The sequence below is a fragment of the Methylobacterium komagatae genome, from assembly GCF_042661665.1.
Taxonomy (GTDB): domain Bacteria; phylum Pseudomonadota; class Alphaproteobacteria; order Rhizobiales; family Beijerinckiaceae; genus Methylobacterium; species Methylobacterium komagatae.
The window spans coordinates 354149-371101 of sequence record NZ_JBHSWN010000001.1 but is presented as its reverse complement, the minus strand read 5'-3'; the positions used below and the strand labels follow the sequence as shown (position 1 = coordinate 371101).

Genomic DNA, 16953 nt, shown 5'->3' with positions numbered 1-16953 from the left:
CAGCCTGTCCGATCACGCATCGCCAATGTAGGCGGGGGGTCCCCGTTGCCAAGTAAGCCGGTCGTGGGTGACGCAGGCCCGGCATTCTTCCGTGGGGGCGCAGGGGAAAAAATCAGAATTCCGCGCGCATCGGCGCCGATCACAAGCCCCGCGAGGGTCCGCCGCATCGTCGTCCCCGCCCGCAGAGCCGGCAGGAGATGGGCGAAGACGAGGGCTTCAAGCCGTTCGAGCCGGTGACCCGATCCCCCTGCGCCCTCGATCGCCAGATCGACGCAGCGTAGGGCAATGGCCTCCGGCAGGTCGCGCAGGCGAAGGCCGTCGAGGCGCGTCGCCCCTTCCGGCGCGGGCAGCCGTAAATCGAGCAAGGCGCACCGGGCCGCCTGTTGCAGAGCCGCTTCGTCGCGGGCAGCCCGCTCGGCAAGGCGCGCGAGCCGGCTGCTCGTCAGGCCCTCGGCGGCCAGGGCCTTCGCTACCGCGCGGAGGCGCGCGCGGGCGAAGAGAGGATTCGTGTTCGACGGATCCCGCACGAACGGAATGCCGCGGGCCTCGCACCATTCGATCAGGGTCGTTTTGTCGAGGCCGAGGTAGGGCCGCCCGAGGCGCAGTCCGGATGCGAGAGGCCGCTCGGGACGCATCCCCGCCAATCCGGCAAGCGCGCTGCCTGCGGCGAGGCGCATCAGGACCGTCTCGGCTTGATCGTCGCGGGTATGGGCCGTGAGAACGAGATCGGCGCCCGCTTCAGCGGCATGATCCGCGAGGAGGCGGTAGCGGGCTGCGCGGGCGGCGTCCTGAAGGCCGGTCCTCGGCTTGTCGCTGCGCCAGCGCAGCACCTCATGGGGCAGGCCCAGCGCGTGGGCGGCGCGCCCGACGGCCTCGGCCTCGGCGGCTGCGTCCGGCCGCAAGTCGTGGTCGATCGTGGCGACGAGCAGGGGAATTTCCGGCCGCAGGGCCGCGGCGGCGTGCATCAACGCGGTCGAATCGGGGCCGCCCGAGACGGCCAGGAGCACTTTGCTCGCCCCGCCCGGCTTCAGCCAGGGGCGGAGCGCATCGAGAACCGGATCGTCCGGTCCGGTCACGCCGTGCAGCGGGCGCGCTTCTGCTCGCGGGTCACGCCCTGGCGCACGCCGGTCCCGGCATTCGGGAACTTGCGCTCCAGCTCCGCGAGTGTGGCGCAGGCCTGCTCCTTGGCGCCGAGCGCGTTCAGAGACACGCTGAGCTTCAGCATCGCCTCCGGCGCCTGGGCCGAGCGGGCGTAGTCGGTCGAAACCTTCAGAAACTGCTCGGCCGCCTCGCGGGTGCGGCCCCGGGCGAGATAGCTCTCACCTAGCCAGTAGGTCGCACCGGGCACGCGGGCATCGCGGGGGTGCGATTGCAGGAACTGGCGCAGACCCATCTCCGCCTGCTCGTACTGACGGGCGCGGAACAGCTCCACGGCAGCATCGTAATCGGCGCCCGCATCCGGCGTGCCGGTGGCGGCGACGCTCTCGCTGGGGCGCGGCGCCACGGACGGGATAGCCCCGGTACGGCGAGGCGGGTTCAGGTCGACGGGCTCGTCGTAGCCACCCGCTTCGCCCTCGTCGTCGATGGCACCACGGGGGAGGGGAGCCGCCTCGGCGGTCTGGCGCTGCGGCAGCGGCGCAGACGGCTCGGTGGTGCCGAGCTGCATCGGCGCGCCCGGCGCGGAGGGGTTCTGGGACGGATCGAACGCGTCGCTGCGCTTCTGTGAGCGCGGCGGGTTGGCACCGGGATTTCCGCCGTTGACGGGGCCCTGCGCGGGGGTGGAAGCGCCGCCACCGGACGAGGGCTTGCCGCCTTTCGATTCGTTCAGGCGGTACTCCACGTCTTCCTGGAACTTGCGCAGCTGCTCTTTGAGCTGGCGGTTCTCGTATTGGAGGTTCTCGATCTGCCCCGACATGGTGCGGGACTGGCTCTCTAGCCGTCCGAGCCGGACGACGAGTTCCGAGACATCGACGTCCTGCGCCGCTACCGGGGCGATGAGCGCCGGAAGAATGAAGGTTGCGGCGAGGAGGCGGGAGCGAAGACGGGCGATCATGGGGCTCGGGCTTGCGGTCTGGGACAACGCGGCTCCCGGAGCCGCATCGGCGGCGACATACGGCGGGGAGCCCCGTATCAGAACCCCCGTCCGCGGCAAAAAGACGGCCGTGCGCGTGATTAGGCGCCCGCACCCCTGTCGAGCACGATGACGGCGCGACGATTCTGCGACCAGCAGGAGATATCGTTGCACACGGCCACGGGGCGCTCCTTGCCGTAGGAGACGGTCCGCATCCGGCCGGAGGCGATGCCGCGGGTGCTCAGATAGTCGAACACCGACTGGGCGCGGCGAGCGCCGAGGGAGAAATTGTACTCGCGGGTGCCGCGCTCATCGGCATGGCCTTCGATGATGAATGTGTAGCGCGGGTAGCGCTGCAGCCACGCGGCCTGCTTGTCGAGGGTGGCGGTGGCCGTGGGCGACAGGTCAGTCGAGTCGGATTCGAAGAACACCCGGTCGCCGACATTCACCACGAAGTCCTGGGCGCTTCCGGGGGTCGAAGCGCCGCCTCCGGCGCCTCCGGCGCCGTAGGCCGAGGCGTCGGCGAGGTCGCTATCCTTGCTGCACGCGCCGAGGCCGAGGGCGGCGATGACGGAGAAACCGAGGGCGGCGGCGCGCAGGCGCCGGGTCATGATCGCGGACATCGTATACAAGAACTCCTCGCGCGGTGCCGAAGGCCGGCTTGGGTCTTCGAGGCGGGGCCGCGGCCGATTGCCTGCGTCCCATTAAGGCTACGATGGTTAAGCCAGGGTTCAGCGGGGCGCCGGGATTGCTGCATCGGCCGATCTGCTGCCGTGCGGCGTGCGGGGACGCACCCGTTCCCTGCTGAAGCGCCGCGAATACGGCCGAGGCGCGGCGCCCAAGGGCGGGCTGCTCTCTTTCCAGGCGTGACGTGACCGGAATGACACAGGCCCGGCGTGCGGGGAAAGCCCCGCACATGATTAAGCGCTTCTTAATCGGGCGGTCCGAATCTGAATCGTCCCGTTCACCGGTGCGCCCGTCATGCCCCGCGCTCAATGCGTCCTCATCGTCGAGGACAGCTATCTCCTCCTGGAGATCGTAGCGAGCCTATGCGAGGCGCAGGGCATCCGCGTTCTGGAAGCCTCTACCGGCGAGGCCGCTCTGACCCTGCTTCGCAGGCGGGGCGGCGAGATCGATTCGTTGCTCACCGACATCCACCTCCCCGGCCTCATCGACGGCTGGACGGTGGCGGGGGCGTTCCGCACGATCAAACCCGAGGGGCCGGTGGTCTACACCTCAGCCGATACGATGAGCCCCCGTTACGGGGTGCCGGGCAGCCTGTTCCTGCGCAAGCCGTTCCAAATCCGCGAGGTCGATGCGGCGGTGCGGGCCATGGCGGTGGGCTTCGCGCCTCCGCCCCTACAGGCGGCGGTCTGAATCAACCTCGAAACAGGGCTACGATCTCGGGTGCGGCCAGCCACGCCTCGACGCGGGGGCAATGCCGGTTCGCTGCGCTGGACCCGTCATAGAGCGCATAGCTCGCCCCGACGAAGCCCGGCAGATCGTAGAGGACCGGGAAAGACCCGGCCCGCGCCTTCGCCTTGAACAGGTAGGATCCCGGCAGTCCGAATTGCGCGGCGACCGGCGGATAGATCGGCCAGACCACATCGTGGATGAGTTCGTCGGCGAGGTAATCCTCGACCTCGACTGGCGCGGGTTCGATGCCCGCCTCGCGCAACATTCGCTTGGCGATGTCGCCCATCACGAACGCCTTCGGGTGGTTCATCAGGTGCATGAAGGCGCCGCGCCGCGCCCAGCGCGTCGAGCTCGCGGTCGAGGGAAAAACCGGCCTGCTCGGCGGCCGCCGACAATTCCCGAACCGCCGGCTCCCAGCGGTCGAGATAGCCAAGCCGGGCGAACACGTCTTCCCGGAACAGAGAGACCGTGCGCTCGGCATCGAGCCCGAGCCGATGGGCCGTGAGGACGATGGCCGAGTGATATTGCCCGAGGGGGAGGGCGCGAGCTTCAGGGCGGCGAGGTCCGAGGCCGCTCCCGCATAGACCATGTCCGGGTGGAAGGCCGAGAAGACGAGGGCCGGAACGAGTTTCAGGCGCGGCTCGGCCTGCGCCAACTGCGCGCTGCCGCCGCCGGGGATCAGCCCGCCCGGGAAGGCCTGCGAATAAACGTGGTCATGCCCATGCAGCAGGCGGGCGAGGGCATCGAGAGACCCGTGATCGCGCTTCAGCGTGCCCATGGAGAGGTACCGGACGGGGCTCTGCGGCGCGAGCAGGCGCAGGGCCTGGGCCAATGCCCTCGCCTGGCAATTCCCGATGATGGCGATGGAGGGGCCGGTTCGCGCCTGCTCCTCACGCGACCTGTTCCGCCACGCTGTCGCCCAGGAAGGAGCGGAGAGGGAGAGGGCATGGCGCGCCCGCCGGGGCAGATCGGTCAGGGCCACGTGGCGCGCTTGGCTTGAGCGGAGGGCGGCTGGAGCATAACCCGCCTCAGCGGCGAGAAGGGTTCGAGGATGTCGAGTAATCCTTATACGGGTCTACCGGCCGAGAGATTCTGGCGCAAGGTTGTGACGAACGTCCCGCCCTTTGCTGTCAATCCGCACCCGAAGGGCGCCTTCGTCATCGCCCCGACCGACAAGGTCGCCACGGGCGGCTCCTGTTTCGCGCAGAGGGTCGCGGAAGCCGTACGCGGCGCGGGCTTCAACTACTACCTGACCGAGCCGCCCCTGCCCGGCATGGGCGAGGCCGAGGCCAATGCCCGGCAGTTCGGCACCTTCTCGGCTCGCTACGGCAACCTCTACTATACGCGCCAGTTCGTGCAGCTGTTCGACCGCGCCTACGGCCAATTCGATCCGGAACTGAAGGCGTGGCTGCGCGACGACGGGCGCTATGTCGATCCGTTCCGTCCCACCGTCGAGCCGCAGGGCTATGCGAGCGAGGCCGAAGTCGTGGCGGCCCGCGACGCGCATCTCGCCGCCGTGCGCCACCTGTTCGAGACCCTCGACGTATTCGTCCTGACCCTCGGCCTCACCGAGGGCTGGCGTTGGCGCGCGGATGGGGCGGCCTTGCCGCTCGCGCCGGGCGTGGCCGGGGGCACCTTCGATCCAAACCTGTACGAGTGCGTGAATGCAGGCGCTGCCGAGGTGCTGGCCGACCTGAACGGGTTCCTCGACCGCCTGTGGAGCGTCAATCCAAAGGCACGGGTGATCTTCACGGTGTCGCCCGTGCCGATGATCGCGACCTACATGGACCGGCACGTCATGGAGTCCAATAGCTACTCCAAGTCGGTCCTACGCGTGGCGGCGGGGGAGGTCGTGGCCCGCAACGATCCGCGAGCAGTGTATTTCCCCGCCTACGACATCGTCACCAGTAACGTGAATGCCGGGCGCTACTACAACGATGACCAGCGCACCATCAACGATGCGGGCGTGCGCCACGTGATGCGGCTGTTCCTCGCCACCTTCGCCAAGGACAGGGTCTCGGCTTCCCCGTTGCAGGCGCCGGTCGACCTCGCCGCCGAGTTCGAGGGCAATGCGGGCGTGATCTGCGACGAGGAGGAAATCGAGCGCAGCGTGGCATGATTGGCCACCGAGAGCTTTCTCGATCAATCGGCCTCCCCAGCCGCCTTAAGCGTGGCGTCGGCGGTCCTCTGCCTCTCGGCGAGGCTGCGCTTCCAACGGGCGCGGAGCAGCCCCGGCCGTACCCCGTGGCGCTCGTCCAGAAACTCCGCGCTGATGATGCGGTCGGTGCGGAAATGCCGGAACTCCCGGCGTAGCTCGCACCACGCCGCCAGGACCCGCGCCTGATCGAAGAACCCGACGATCAACGGCCAGACTACGCGTTCGCTACGCTCACCCCTCACGTCGCGATAATCGAGGACGATCTTGCGCCCGTCGCGGATCGCCATTCGCACCTGCGCGAGGTCGATCCCGTCCACCGGCTGGGCGAAGGCGGGCGGTGTGCCGATCGCGGGATCGATGATCAACGGGCGCAGGCGCTCCGGCACGGCGGCGCTGATCTTGGCGATAAGATCCAGCGCGGCCCGGGCGAGGACCGGTTCGCCGCGCCCCGCAACCCAGTGCGCCCCGAGAACGGCCGCCTCGATCTCATCGGGTGTGAGCATCAGAGGAGGCATGTCGAAGGCTTCGCCTAGCACGTAGCCGAGTCCAGCCTCACCCTGGATAGGGACACGCTGCCCCATCAGGTCGGCCACGTCTCGGTAGACCGTGCGTGGCGACACCTCCAATTCACGAGCCATCTCCGCGGCGGTCACGGGATGTGACGTCCGCCGCAGGATCTGGATGATCTGGAAAAGCCTGTCCGCCCGTCGCATCGCCCGTCTCCTGCTGACAGAATGCTGTCAGCAGGGTGGTCCTACAAGCCTGGCCGCCACAGCACATCGTCCCCGTGGCGGAGGCATGAGCCAACCATGATCACCCTGTTTCACGCCCCGCAATCGCGCTCCTCGCGCATCGTCTGGCTTCTTGAGGAGATCGGCGCGCCCTACGTGATCCGGCCTGTCTCCATCTATCGGCCCATGACCGGCGAGGGCGTGCCGGACGAGGCGAACCCGCATCCCGACCGGCGCGTGCCCGCCCTCGACCATGACGGGGTTCTCGTCACGGAATCGATCGCGATCGTGCAGTATCTCTGCGAAGTCTTCCCGCAGGCGGGTCTGGCGCCTTTGCCGGGCGATGCGCGCCGCGGTGAGTTTCTGTCATGGATCGGGTGGTACGCCTGCGAGATGGAACCGGCGCTCTTCGCTGGCATGACGGGAGCGCTGGCCGGATCGCCGCAGAAACAGCGGGACCACGAGGCCGTCGTCCGCCGCCTCGGAACAGCCCTGGGGCGGGCGCCCTACGTCATGGGCGAGCGCTTTTCCGGCGCCGATCTTCTGATTGCCAGCGCCTTGGGCTTCGGCCGATCGGCCTTCCCGGCGAGCGCCGCCTTCGACGCCTATCTGGAGCGGTGCAAGTCGCGCCCCGCCGCCATTCGCGGCCTCGCCCTCGACGTGGCTTCCGGTCCGCAGGGCGGGGCCTGAGGAAAACCCGCCGCCCCATCATGGATCGGGGCGGCGATCGAGACTTGTCGGCTCAGGCGCCGATCCACTTCATCACGATGAGCGTGCCCGTCACCGTCAGGGCGCCGCCGATGCGGGTGGCGATCTGTGCGAAGGGCATCAGCGCCATGCGGTCGGCGGCGGTCAGGATCGCGACGTCGCCCGTGCCGCCCTGGCCGCTGTGACAGGCGTTCACGATGGCGGTCTCGATCGGATACATGTTCAGGGCACGGCCGACGAAGAAGCCCACCGTCATCAGCGTGCCCACCGTGGCGATGATGGTGATGAGGTTCACGACGGTGAACGCCGCCATCAAGTCCTTCCACGGCGTCAGCGCCACGCCGATGGCGAAGAGCAGCGGGTAGGTCATGCTGACCTGCACGAACTTGTAGACCACGAAGCCGCCGGCCTGGAGCCGAGGCGAGACCGCGCTTGCAAGCTTGGCGAACACAGCCAGGAACAGCATCGCCACGGGCGCGGGCAGGCCGGTAAGGTGGTGGCACATCACGCCGAGGAGGTAGAGGGTGATGGCAGTGAGCCCGGCCGCGCCGATCGTGGCGGGGTCTATGCCCTTCTGAGCCGCCTCGGCCTTGGCCTGCGCGTCGCTCGACTTCATCTCCTCCGCGTCGGGCTGGAGCTTGCCGTTGCCGGTAAGGTGCGGCTTCTTCTTGCCGACGTAGTTGAGCGTGCCCGACAGGACGATGGCGGTGAGCGAGCCGAGCATGACCGGCGGCAACACCTGCGCGAACATCACGCCCTGCTGCGTGCCGAGGATCGCCGCGTAGCCGATGGAAAGCGGAATCGCGCCTTCGCCAACACCACCGGCCATGATCGGAACGACGATGAAGAAGAAGGTCTTGTAGGCGCCGATGCCGAGCATCGTGCCGACCAGCGTGCCGACGAGGCCCGCCGCCACCGAGCCGATGGCCAGCGGCGCGAAGATCTTCAGGAAGCCCTTGATCAGCACGTCGCGGTCCATGCCAAGAATGGACCCGACGATGATCGTGGCGATGTAGATGTAGAGGAAGTTCGTGAACTTGGTGAAGTCGATGATCGCCTTCTCCATCTGCGGGGGCACGAATTTGTAGTAGACGAGCGCCGAGGGGATGAAGGTCGCGAAGATGGCGCCCGCGCCGATGTTCTTGAGGATCGGGATCCGCTTGCCGATCTCGGCGCAGGTGAAGCCGCCCAGCACGAGCACGGCGATCATCGTCGGCCCGTCCGGCTTGATCTCGCCTTCCTGCACGAGCACCGCGATGAGGGCGACCAGGATCAGGTAGATCGGTAGCGGGATGATGCCGATCTTGATGTCGATGAGGCGCCACCAGCCCTCCGGCCAGAAGCGGCGCGAGCTGGGGGCTGCCACGGGTGGCGCGGCGGCCGTGCTCGGGGTCGAGGCTGCGGGTCCCATCGAATTCCTCCGAGATCCAGCCTCTTGAGGGCCGGATGGTGTCGCGCTGCGGCCCCGGCGGATTCGGCGAGTGCGGCGCAATCAATCTCGCTCGGGCGTAGCAGCGCGGCCTATACCCCGCAACGCAATGGCGGAGACAACGATCGAACGCTGTAGTTCATCCCCGTCTTATCAATTTTGCGTACCGGGATTTTTGCACCAGGCTGGACGATAGCAATACGGCGAAAAACAAAAGAGGCCCGGCGCTGGCGCCGAGCCTCGAAGACCGCATGACACGGGGATCATCAATGGAGCCAGGGAGGGAATTCCCTGGCTCCGGTCTTGTCTTAGAAGTCGCGCTGGACGCGGAGGCGGATCTGCTGGACGGAGTCCGCAGTCGTCGTCCGCACGAAGCCACCGGCGTTGATGGCGCCGACGCGCGAGTAGGCGGTCGGATCCTTGTCGAGGTCGATGACGCGGCCGTTCTTCACGCCGATCTGGGTGTAGAAGCCCTCGACACCGATATCGAGATCCTTGACGGGCGACCAGATGATGTTGGCGCCGGCCGTGAACTGGTAGGTGTCACGGAGAGCTTGGCTCAGCTGGAAGAAGCGGGTGCCCGGGGCGCCCACAGCGTTGGAGCCGCCCGGAGTACCGAGCAGACCGGAGGCGAGGCCCTGCGCGTTGCGGGCGTTGGCGCTGTAGCTCATCTCACCGTAGCTGCCGAACACAGCCGAACGCCACTCAGGCGCCCAGTAGTGCAGGTAGGCGGCGGCGACCGTGAAGCTGTCCGACTTCTCGAGACGGCCGGTGAAGGGGTTCACCGTCGCATCGTTGAAGAACTGGCTGAACTTCTGGCCCTGGATGGTCGCGGCGGTCTGGTTGTAGCAGCCCGAGTAAGCGCAGTAGCCGGTGTACATCTGGGCGCCGTTGCCATACGCGCCCTGCAGGTAGAGGGCATCGCCGGCGGCGATCATCGGCAGGTTGACCTTGATGCCACCCTGGACGGCGTAGCCGTACTCGTTGGACGGACGGGCCGGAGCGACGGCGTTCAGCGGCGTGGTGAGCGCGAGGTTGCCGACGTTCAGCTCGTGCGACGCGGCGGAGACCTGAGCCGAACCCCAGGCGGCGTCGTAGCGCAGCACGCCGACGAAGTCGGGCAGACGGTTGCGCTGGATGACGTCGACCGAGGTGCTGCCGATGACACCGTTCACCGTCGTGATGATCGGGGCCTGGATGTTGGTCACGCCGAACGAGGTGATCGCGCCGTTGGTGACGGTGGCGGTCGGGGCGACCGGCGAGTAGATGGCCGAGCGGCGAGCGGTCGGGTCTTCCACCGACAGCGTGGCGGAGAAGCCGTTGCCGAGGGTCGCGGTGTAGGCGAACAGGTTGGTCGACGCGATGTCCGAACCACCGGTGGCGGCGGCGAACTCGAAGTCGTGGGCGTAGAAGTCGAAGAACGAGGAGGCGCGACCGGCGGTGAGGCCAGCGAACTGCACGAAGGCCTTGTCGGCGTTCACGTAGGTCTGGGCGCGGCCGAACTGATCCGGGCCGAGGGCGGCGAAGGCGTTGCCGATGCGCTGCTGGGTACCGGAGGTGCCACCAGCGTACGGACCGCCGGTGCGGGAGGCGACTTCGACGCGCAGGAAGGCGCGCAGGGTGCCGTAGCCGGTCTGGGTGCGGGCATCGAGGTTGATGCGGGCGAGGCCACGGTAGCCGGCGGTGTCACCGTTGCCGTTCGTGCGAGCGTAGCTGGTCTGGTAGCCACCCTCGAAGCGGGCGCGGCCCGACAGGCGCAGGCAGGTGTCAGTGCCGGGGATGTAGAAGAAGCCCGCGCCGTAGGCGGAGCAGACACGGACGAATTCGACCGGAATGGCCTTCTTGACCGGGAGGTCGGCAGCACTTGCGGCGGTGACGGCGGCGAGAGCCGCGGCCGAGCCGAGTAGAGGCTCTTCAAGAGCTTCATCATCATCTCCAAAGCTTCGAGACCCAAGATGCGGCCGCCCTGTTGCCGGGTCTGACCGCGTTCTTTTTTGATCTGGCCCGCGTCTTAAGTGGCGGGCTCCAGCGGGCCGTCGCTCTGCGATGCCCCCGTGCACGGTCACCATGTGCGAACGGCTAAGCCGGAGCAACTTGGATTTGCGGTGGATCAACTCGTTGCGATCTGCTGTTGCCGACCCGCAACAACTTCGGAAGTCGAACGCCGGCAAAGGTTTGCGTGCTGTGCATGGAGCCCGGCTTTGAGGCCGGGTTTGCCCGTTTCCCGTGCAGTGTATGGGGGTAGTGAACCCTTGTCCGACACTTCCGGGGAGGGATCGAGTCGGTTCGCCCCTGCGGATGTGTGGATAATGAAGACAGATTCGCAGACGAGCCGCGCGACGCTGGTCGGGTTCGGGGCCATTCTTCTCTGGGCGCTGCTCGCTCTGTTCACCGCCGCCTCCGGCGGAGTCCCGCCCTTCGAGCTGGCGGCACTCACCTTCACAATCGGTGGAGCCCTCGGCTGCCTGGGCTTCATCTCGCGTCCGGAGCGAGCCCAGGCGTTGCGTCAGCCCTTGCGGGTCTGGGTGATCGGGGTCGGCGGGCTGTTCGGCTACCACGCCTTGTACTTCTCGGCCCTGCGCCTCGCGCCACCCGCTGAGGCGGGTCTCATCAATTATCTATGGCCTTTGCTGATCGTGCTGTTCTCCGCATGGCTCCCCGGCTCGACCGGGCTGAAGCGTGGCCATGTGGTGGGCGCGCTCATGGGCCTTGCGGGAGTGGCGATGCTGTTCGTGAGGCGCGATCTCGGCTTCGACGCGCAATCGCTGCCGGGTTATGGGGCGGCCCTGGCGGCGGCCTTCGTCTGGGCAGGCTATTCCATCCTCTCGGCCAGAGCCGGTGCCGTGCCGACAGACGCGGTGGCGGGCTTCTGCCTCGCCACGGGGCTTCTCAGCTTCGTCTGTCACTTGATGTTCGAAACGACGGTGTGGCCGACGGATGTGACATCCTGGGCTTCCATCGGACTGCTGGGGCTGGGACCGGTCGGCGCCGCCTTCTATCTCTGGGATATCGGCTGCAAGCGCGGCGATGTCCGCCTACTGGGCGTTGCGGCCTATGCGGCGCCGGTCTTGTCCACCTTGATTCTCGTCCTCGCCGGTTATGCCCCGGCGAGGCCGTCGCTGGCCCTGTCCTGCCTGCTGATTGTCGCGGGCGCGCTTTGTGCCGTGCGCGCCTCCCGCAAAGCCTGATCAGGCGCGGGGGAGGGGGCGCCAGTCCGGCGGGGCCATCTCGAACTGTGCGAAGTCGAAGCCCGGCGACACCGTGCAACCCACGAGTGTCCAGGCCCCGAGGCTGGTGGCGGTCTGCCAGTAGCCGCCAGGCACCACGAATTGCGGCCGCTGACCGCGCGCGATCTCCGGCCCGAGATGATGCGCCGAGGCGTCATGCCCGTTGGGGCTGATGCTGATGACGAGGGGCGCACCCGCATACCAATGCCAGATCTCCGCCGCATCGATCCGGTGCCATGCGGAGACCTCGCCGACATCCAACAGGAAGTAGATCGCCGTGCCGACCGAGCGCCCCTCCGGCGCGGCGGGGTCGCGGAACGTCTCGCGATAATGTCCGCCCTCCGGATGGGGCAGGAGTTCCAGCGCCGCTATCACCTCGGCCGCGCTCATGGAGGCGATGTCGTTCATGGATGGCGTATCCCTCAGCCGTTCTCGCGTGCCTTACCCTTAGGGCGCGGGCGGCCCCGCTCCCAGCCCTGCGGGAGATCGCCTTGTCCGGTTCCGGTCGCGGTGATACCGGCCGGTCTTTTCGCAGATCGAGCCTATCCGTGAGCCAGAACCCCAACGTCCGCCTGCATCGCGGCGACCTGCCCGCCTCCTACGATCCCGGTTCGTCGGTGGCCATCGACACGGAGACGCTGGGGCTGAACCCGCACCGGGATCGTCTCTGTGTGGTGCAGCTCTCGACCGGCGACGGCACCGCGGACGTGGTGCAGATCGTTCCCGGTGGTCCCGCGCCTGCGAACCTGATCCGCGTGCTCGGTGACGAATCGGTGCTGAAGATCTTCCACTTCGCCCGATTCGATCTCGCGGTGCTGTTCCACCGCCTCGGTGTCATGCCCTCGCCGGTCTACTGCACGAAGATCGCGTCCAAGCTCGCCCGCACCTACACGGATCGTCACGGTCTGAAGGACGTGGTTCGGGAGACGGTGGGTGTCGATCTCTCGAAGCAGCAGCAATCTTCGGATTGGGGTGCCGACACGCTCACCCAGGCGCAGGCTCGATTATGCCGCCTCGGACGTGCTTCACCTGCATGCGGCCAAGACCCGACTCGATTCGATGCTCGCGCGCGAAGGGCGCACCGATCTGGCCGAGGCGTGTTTCCGGTTCCTGCCGTCCCGCGCCAAGCTCGACCTGATCGGGTGGCCCGAGGCCGACATTTTCGCGCATACGTGAGCGCAGCCGCGCATCACTGCGACCATACGGCGTACAATGATTGCCTAAAGTTGCGCCGTCACCGGGCGAGTGATGTTTTGCGGTGACGGTATCCGGGCCGGATACTGCTAGCTTGTCCAGGCCCGAGCTTAGCAACTGGGCCAGATCCTCCTCGCCGGCCACTTCCCGATCAGGCCGGCGGGGAGGATCCGTCTGGCCGCTTCTTTATTGCCGCTCAGAGTCTGCCCCTTATCTTGGCAAGCAGCGCTCGAAGATGTTTCTTATCATATACAATGTTGGTTGGAGTTGATAGCCAGATCTGCAATAGTTCATCGTCGGATATCTCGGTAGATAGGGCGTAATCCAAATAAGCCCGAAGTCGTTCTCGTTTAGATTGATCTCGGAATGGCGACAAAACAAAATTTATCAACTCGTTTTCGTTCAAGCAATCCTCCAAAATATCCTGATAAAACTGCTCTGCCATTTCATGAAATGCAGTAGAAACTTCCATCTTAATCTCCCGCAGTGAACGGGTAAGCCGTGCGAACCTAAAGACTGCACGCCAAGCGAGGATCTCGTCTTAGCTCAACCACTTGACATAAGTATTGCGTGTGTAAATGACTTGATAATTTGTACTATATGCTTCGCGATCAGTGGGAAAATCAAAGTTTTGTTTTATGAAAATCCGATCATCGACGCCAGCAATTAAAGACTAAAGTGCATCTTGATTTAAGTTAATATTTTTGTTGACTAGATCATTGGCAATCTCGAGCGACGAGAAGCTCCCAGCTCTTCTCAAGCCGCCGTGACCCACCAAAGTGCGCCATTGAGAATTGCGAACCCTCTCGAATAGCTCGTCATCGTTTTTGCCGATATGCCGTCCCACCGTATGCCCGCCACGACCCTCTTACGTGCGAAGGTCGACCGTAAAACTACGATCGCCGCCATCGCTGACAAAAATGATTTGTCCATTATCGTCGCCGAATGGGGATCTGCTACTGTCTTCGGAAGTCCATCTCCCGCCGTCTGGATGGCCCGCTGGGACACGCGGTTGAGTGGGATTGAATGCTCGGAACGCTAGACCGATGCGCACCAGCGCGACCTCGATCTGCATAGCCTCAATGTGCCGATACACCCGTTGGCGAATGGTCTCTTGCACTTCCAAGAGACCCTCCAACCGAGAACGACGTGGAGGCACCATACAAGGTCAGCAAAGAATTTTAAAGAAAATTAGCCTATAATAGGGATGGAAAGCCGCCGGGGGGGGGCGAGCTTGCCGGGACGGCGGCCGCATCACGTTTTGCTTCCAGAAACGAGAAATCAACGTGTCTCTGGTCGTGAACGGTCTTGAATCATCACCAGAAGCGAAGCCTTGAAAGGAGAGGGAGTCAGATTCTTTGCTCCCTATGCAACTATAACATCCGTTGCTTGGTAGCCTGATGTGCGAGATCTGTCGCGGGTGGAGGCGGCCTAACCCGGCCGCCTCCGCTGTTCATCAGAGCGAGTAGTACTGCACGAACTCGATCGGGTGCGGGGTCATCTCGTAGCGCAGTACCTCGGCCATCTTCAGCTCGATGAACGACTCGATCTGATCCTCAGTGAAGACGTTGCCGGCCGTGAGGAAGGCGTGGTCCTTGTCGAGGCTGGTGAGGGCTTCGCGCAGGGAGCCGCACACGGTCGGAATACGGCGCAGGCTCCTTCGGCGGCAGATCGTAGAGATCCTTGTCCATCGCGGAGCCGGGATCGATCTTGTTGCGGATGCCGTCGAGGCCGGCCATCAGCAGCGCCGAGAAGGCGAGGTACGGATTGGCGGTCGGATCGGGGAAGCGGACCTCGACGCGCTTGGCGTTCGGGCTCTTCGTCCACGGGATACGGCAGGAGGCCGAGCGGTTACGCGCCGAGTAGGCGAGCAGCACCGGCGCCTCGTAGCCCGGCACCAGCCGCTTGTACGAGTTGGTCGAGGGATTAGTGAAGGCGTTCAATGCCTTGGCGTGCTTGATGATGCCGCCGATGAAGTACAGGCACTCCTGGCTGAGGCCGGCATACTTGTCGCCCGCGAAGAGCGGCTTGCCGTCCTTCCAGAGCGACAGGTGCACGTGCATGCCCGAGCCGTTATCGCCGTAGACCGGCTTCGGCATGAAGGTCGCCGTCTTGCCGTAGCTCTGCGCCACGTTGTGGATGCAGTACTTGTAGATCTGCAGGTGGTCGGCGATCGTCGTCAGGGTGTCGTACTTCAGGCCAAGCTCGTGCTGGGCGCTGGCCACCTCGTGGTGGTGCTTCTCGACCGTGGCGCCCATGGCGGCCATGGCGGCCAACATCTCGCCGCGCATGTCCTGCGCCGAATCCTGCGGCGGCACCGGGAAGTAGCCGCCCTTCATCTGAATGCGGTGGCCGAGGTTGCCGCCCTCGTAATCGGTGAAGCCGTTGGTCGGCAGCTCGGTCGAATCGAGCTCGAAGCCCGTCTTGTACGGGTCGGCGGAGAACTTCACGTCGTCGAACACGAAGAACTCGGCCTCGGGACCGACATAGACCGTGTCGGCGATGCCGATTTCCTGAAGGTAGGCCTCGGCGCGCTTGGCGGTGCAGCGCGGGTCGCGGCCGTAGGGCTCGCCGCTTTCGGGCTCGAGCACGTCACAGACGACGGACAGCGTCGAAGCCGAGAAGAACGGATCCATCACCGCGGTGGACGGATCGGGCATCAGCAGCATGTCCGACTCGTTGATCGCCTTCCAGCCGGCGATCGAAGAGCCGTCGAACATCTGGCCCTCGGAGAAGAAGGCGTCATCGACCATCGACACGTCGAAGGTCACGTGCTGCCACTTGCCGCGCGGGTCGGTGAAGCGGAGGTCGACGTAGCGGACGTCGTTGTCCCGGATCGTCTTGAGCACTTCGGCTGCGGTGGTCATCGTGGCGTCTCTCCTGGCTTTCGTTCAGCCGGGCCGACCCATACAGTTCGGCTCGGCTCGGCACCACCCGGGTGATGCTGAATCGCCCTCAGGGCGCGGATTCGATGAACTCGCATGACGCATCGGCTCGTTGCGGTTTGAGCCACGCGTCAGAGCCGATCTCGCGTCATCTTCAGAAAGGTCTTAAATCCTTCTGCGGTCTTGAAATAAATATCACTGTCTGTCGCTGACCATAGTCGTTGCAATTCGTGATGGGTTAGATTTAATTCAAATATCTTATCAATGAATTTGCCCAATTTGCCTCTCCTTTCTTCATCGTAATTTTTAATTATTCGATCAATAACTTCTTCTATTGAGTCCCCCAAAAGATCTATATCTTGAATGAACATGCGGCCAAATTGTCTGAACTCTTTCGAGGGCTGCATTTCAATCCCCATCGTTTCGCGGATAAGCCGTGATGATCCGATAGCCGCGGAATCTATTTGGATCATTTACAATAAATACGCCAACACTGTACGTGTTGCGCATATAAGGTTCTAAGCCATCCGTACTATATGCTTCGCGTCCGGTTGGGTATCCGAAGCGATGCGTTATAAAAGCTTCGTCCATTCTTCCATCGGCTACCGAATCCACCTCTGTTGAATTCGCCTCTAAAGTTCGATTAACGAAATCGTTCGCGGCTTCGATTGAAGAAAAGGAGCCGTCGCGCCTACGACCACTTGAGACGAAATATGTATGATATTGTTCGGCACGGACGCGCTGCAGCATCTCTAGGTCAGTTTTCCCAACATGACTCTTGAGAGCATGGCCGCCGTCATTTTCTTCCTCACGCAAATCAACGCTATAGCGACGGTCATCGCGATCGGCGACGAAGATAAGCTTGCCGTCATCTTGCGAAGGGCTTTGAGAGCCATCGCCCCCCTTGGTCCACTGGCCTCCATCTGGCTCGCCAGCCGGAACACGTGGTTGGCTTGGGTTGAGGGCTTTGAGAAACAATCCGTAACGAAGGAGGGCCACCTGCATTGTCATTGCTGAGAGGCGCCAACGTCGCCGTTGAATTTCGAACGGTCTCGAGTTCATCTTGCCGCTCCTCAATCGGCGCATCCTTAATAGGATAATTAGCAGATTGTCAAGAAAATATTGCTCGTTACA

Annotated in this window: 14 protein-coding genes and 4 pseudogenes; 5 read left to right on the top strand and 13 right to left on the bottom strand. The window is 64.8% G+C overall.

Annotated elements, in window-relative coordinates:
* Window positions 1-485: 485 nt before the first annotated feature.
* From tilS to pal, 3 genes and pseudogenes are all read right to left on the bottom strand, one after another.
* Window positions 486-1007: pseudogene (gene tilS / locus ACFQE0_RS01830) on the bottom strand (tRNA lysidine(34) synthetase TilS); the annotation flags it as partial.
* Between the two features lie 65 nt (window positions 1008-1072).
* Window positions 1073-2053, bottom strand: coding sequence for a tol-pal system protein YbgF (gene ybgF / locus ACFQE0_RS01825; RefSeq protein ID WP_378966534.1), 981 nt, complete (start codon window positions 2051-2053; stop codon window positions 1073-1075).
* Window positions 2054-2172: 119 nt separating this feature from the next.
* Window positions 2173-2682 carry a peptidoglycan-associated lipoprotein Pal gene (gene pal, locus ACFQE0_RS01820; RefSeq protein WP_378975203.1) on the bottom strand — a complete coding sequence of 170 codons (510 nt, stop codon included), beginning with the start codon at window positions 2680-2682 and terminating at the stop codon, window positions 2173-2175.
* A 370-nt stretch (window positions 2683-3052) separates the two neighbouring features.
* Here pal and ACFQE0_RS01815 point away from each other — a divergent pair, with 370 nt between their 5' ends.
* Window positions 3053-3448, top strand: coding sequence for a response regulator (locus ACFQE0_RS01815; RefSeq protein WP_378966531.1), 396 nt, complete (start codon window positions 3053-3055; stop codon window positions 3446-3448).
* A gap of 86 nt (window positions 3449-3534) precedes the next feature.
* Here ACFQE0_RS01815 and ACFQE0_RS01810 read toward each other — a convergent pair whose 3' ends face one another.
* Both ACFQE0_RS01810 and ACFQE0_RS01805 read right to left on the bottom strand, forming a co-directional pair.
* Window positions 3535-3999, bottom strand: coding sequence for a hypothetical protein (locus ACFQE0_RS01810; RefSeq protein WP_378975201.1), 465 nt, complete (start codon window positions 3997-3999; stop codon window positions 3535-3537).
* A gap of 71 nt (window positions 4000-4070) precedes the next feature.
* Window positions 4071-4469: pseudogene (locus ACFQE0_RS01805) on the bottom strand (WcbI family polysaccharide biosynthesis putative acetyltransferase); the annotation flags it as partial.
* 69 nt (window positions 4470-4538) lie between these two features.
* Here ACFQE0_RS01805 and ACFQE0_RS01800 point away from each other — a divergent pair.
* On the top strand, window positions 4539-5606 hold the full coding sequence (locus ACFQE0_RS01800) for a GSCFA domain-containing protein (protein WP_378966529.1): 1068 nt from the start codon (window positions 4539-4541) through the stop codon (window positions 5604-5606).
* A gap of 23 nt (window positions 5607-5629) precedes the next feature.
* Here ACFQE0_RS01800 and ACFQE0_RS01795 read toward each other — a convergent pair whose 3' ends face one another.
* Window positions 5630-6358: a helix-turn-helix transcriptional regulator gene (locus ACFQE0_RS01795; RefSeq protein ID WP_378966527.1), complete on the bottom strand. Its 729-nt coding sequence runs from the start codon at window positions 6356-6358 to the stop codon at window positions 5630-5632.
* 96 nt (window positions 6359-6454) lie between these two features.
* On the opposite strand from ACFQE0_RS01795, the gene ACFQE0_RS01790 reads away from it, so the two are divergent.
* Window positions 6455-7066 (top strand): glutathione S-transferase family protein, encoded by a 612-nt coding sequence (locus tag ACFQE0_RS01790; protein WP_378966525.1) that lies wholly within the window; start codon window positions 6455-6457, stop codon window positions 7064-7066.
* Between the two features lie 52 nt (window positions 7067-7118).
* Here ACFQE0_RS01790 and ACFQE0_RS01785 read toward each other — a convergent pair whose 3' ends face one another.
* Window positions 7119-8495, bottom strand: coding sequence for a 2-hydroxycarboxylate transporter family protein (locus ACFQE0_RS01785; RefSeq protein ID WP_378966523.1), 1377 nt, complete (start codon window positions 8493-8495; stop codon window positions 7119-7121).
* A gap of 326 nt (window positions 8496-8821) precedes the next feature.
* Entirely contained in the window at window positions 8822-10582 is a 1761-nt protein-coding gene (locus ACFQE0_RS01780) for a porin (protein WP_378966521.1), read from the bottom strand.
* Window positions 10583-10822: 240 nt separating this feature from the next.
* Between ACFQE0_RS01780 and yddG the strand changes: the two genes are divergently transcribed.
* A complete protein-coding gene (gene yddG / locus ACFQE0_RS01775) occupies window positions 10823-11701 on the top strand; it encodes an aromatic amino acid exporter YddG (RefSeq protein ID WP_378966519.1) in 879 nt (292 codons plus the stop codon).
* On the opposite strand, the gene ACFQE0_RS01770 is transcribed toward yddG, so the two are convergent.
* Window positions 11702-12130 (bottom strand): cupin domain-containing protein, encoded by a 429-nt coding sequence (locus ACFQE0_RS01770; protein ID WP_378975199.1) that lies wholly within the window; start codon window positions 12128-12130, stop codon window positions 11702-11704.
* A 158-nt stretch (window positions 12131-12288) separates the two neighbouring features.
* On the opposite strand from ACFQE0_RS01770, the pseudogene ACFQE0_RS01765 reads away from it, so the two are divergent.
* Window positions 12289-12916 (top strand): annotated as a pseudogene (locus tag ACFQE0_RS01765) (ribonuclease D).
* Window positions 12917-13130: 214 nt separating this feature from the next.
* Here ACFQE0_RS01765 and ACFQE0_RS01760 read toward each other — a convergent pair.
* The 4 genes and pseudogenes from ACFQE0_RS01760 to ACFQE0_RS01745 all read right to left on the bottom strand — a co-directional run bounded on the left by ACFQE0_RS01760 (window position 13131) and on the right by ACFQE0_RS01745 (window position 16824).
* On the bottom strand, window positions 13131-13406 hold the full coding sequence (locus tag ACFQE0_RS01760) for a hypothetical protein (RefSeq protein WP_378966517.1): 276 nt from the start codon (window positions 13404-13406) through the stop codon (window positions 13131-13133).
* Between the two features lie 201 nt (window positions 13407-13607).
* Window positions 13608-13781 carry an RNase A-like domain-containing protein gene (locus tag ACFQE0_RS01755; protein WP_378966514.1) on the bottom strand — a complete coding sequence of 58 codons (174 nt, stop codon included), beginning with the start codon at window positions 13779-13781 and terminating at the stop codon, window positions 13608-13610.
* A gap of 609 nt (window positions 13782-14390) precedes the next feature.
* Window positions 14391-15801: pseudogene (gene glnA, locus ACFQE0_RS01750) on the bottom strand (type I glutamate--ammonia ligase).
* A gap of 426 nt (window positions 15802-16227) precedes the next feature.
* Window positions 16228-16824: an RNase A-like domain-containing protein gene (locus tag ACFQE0_RS01745; RefSeq protein ID WP_378966512.1), complete on the bottom strand. Its 597-nt coding sequence runs from the start codon at window positions 16822-16824 to the stop codon at window positions 16228-16230.
* Window positions 16825-16953 lie beyond the last annotated feature (129 nt).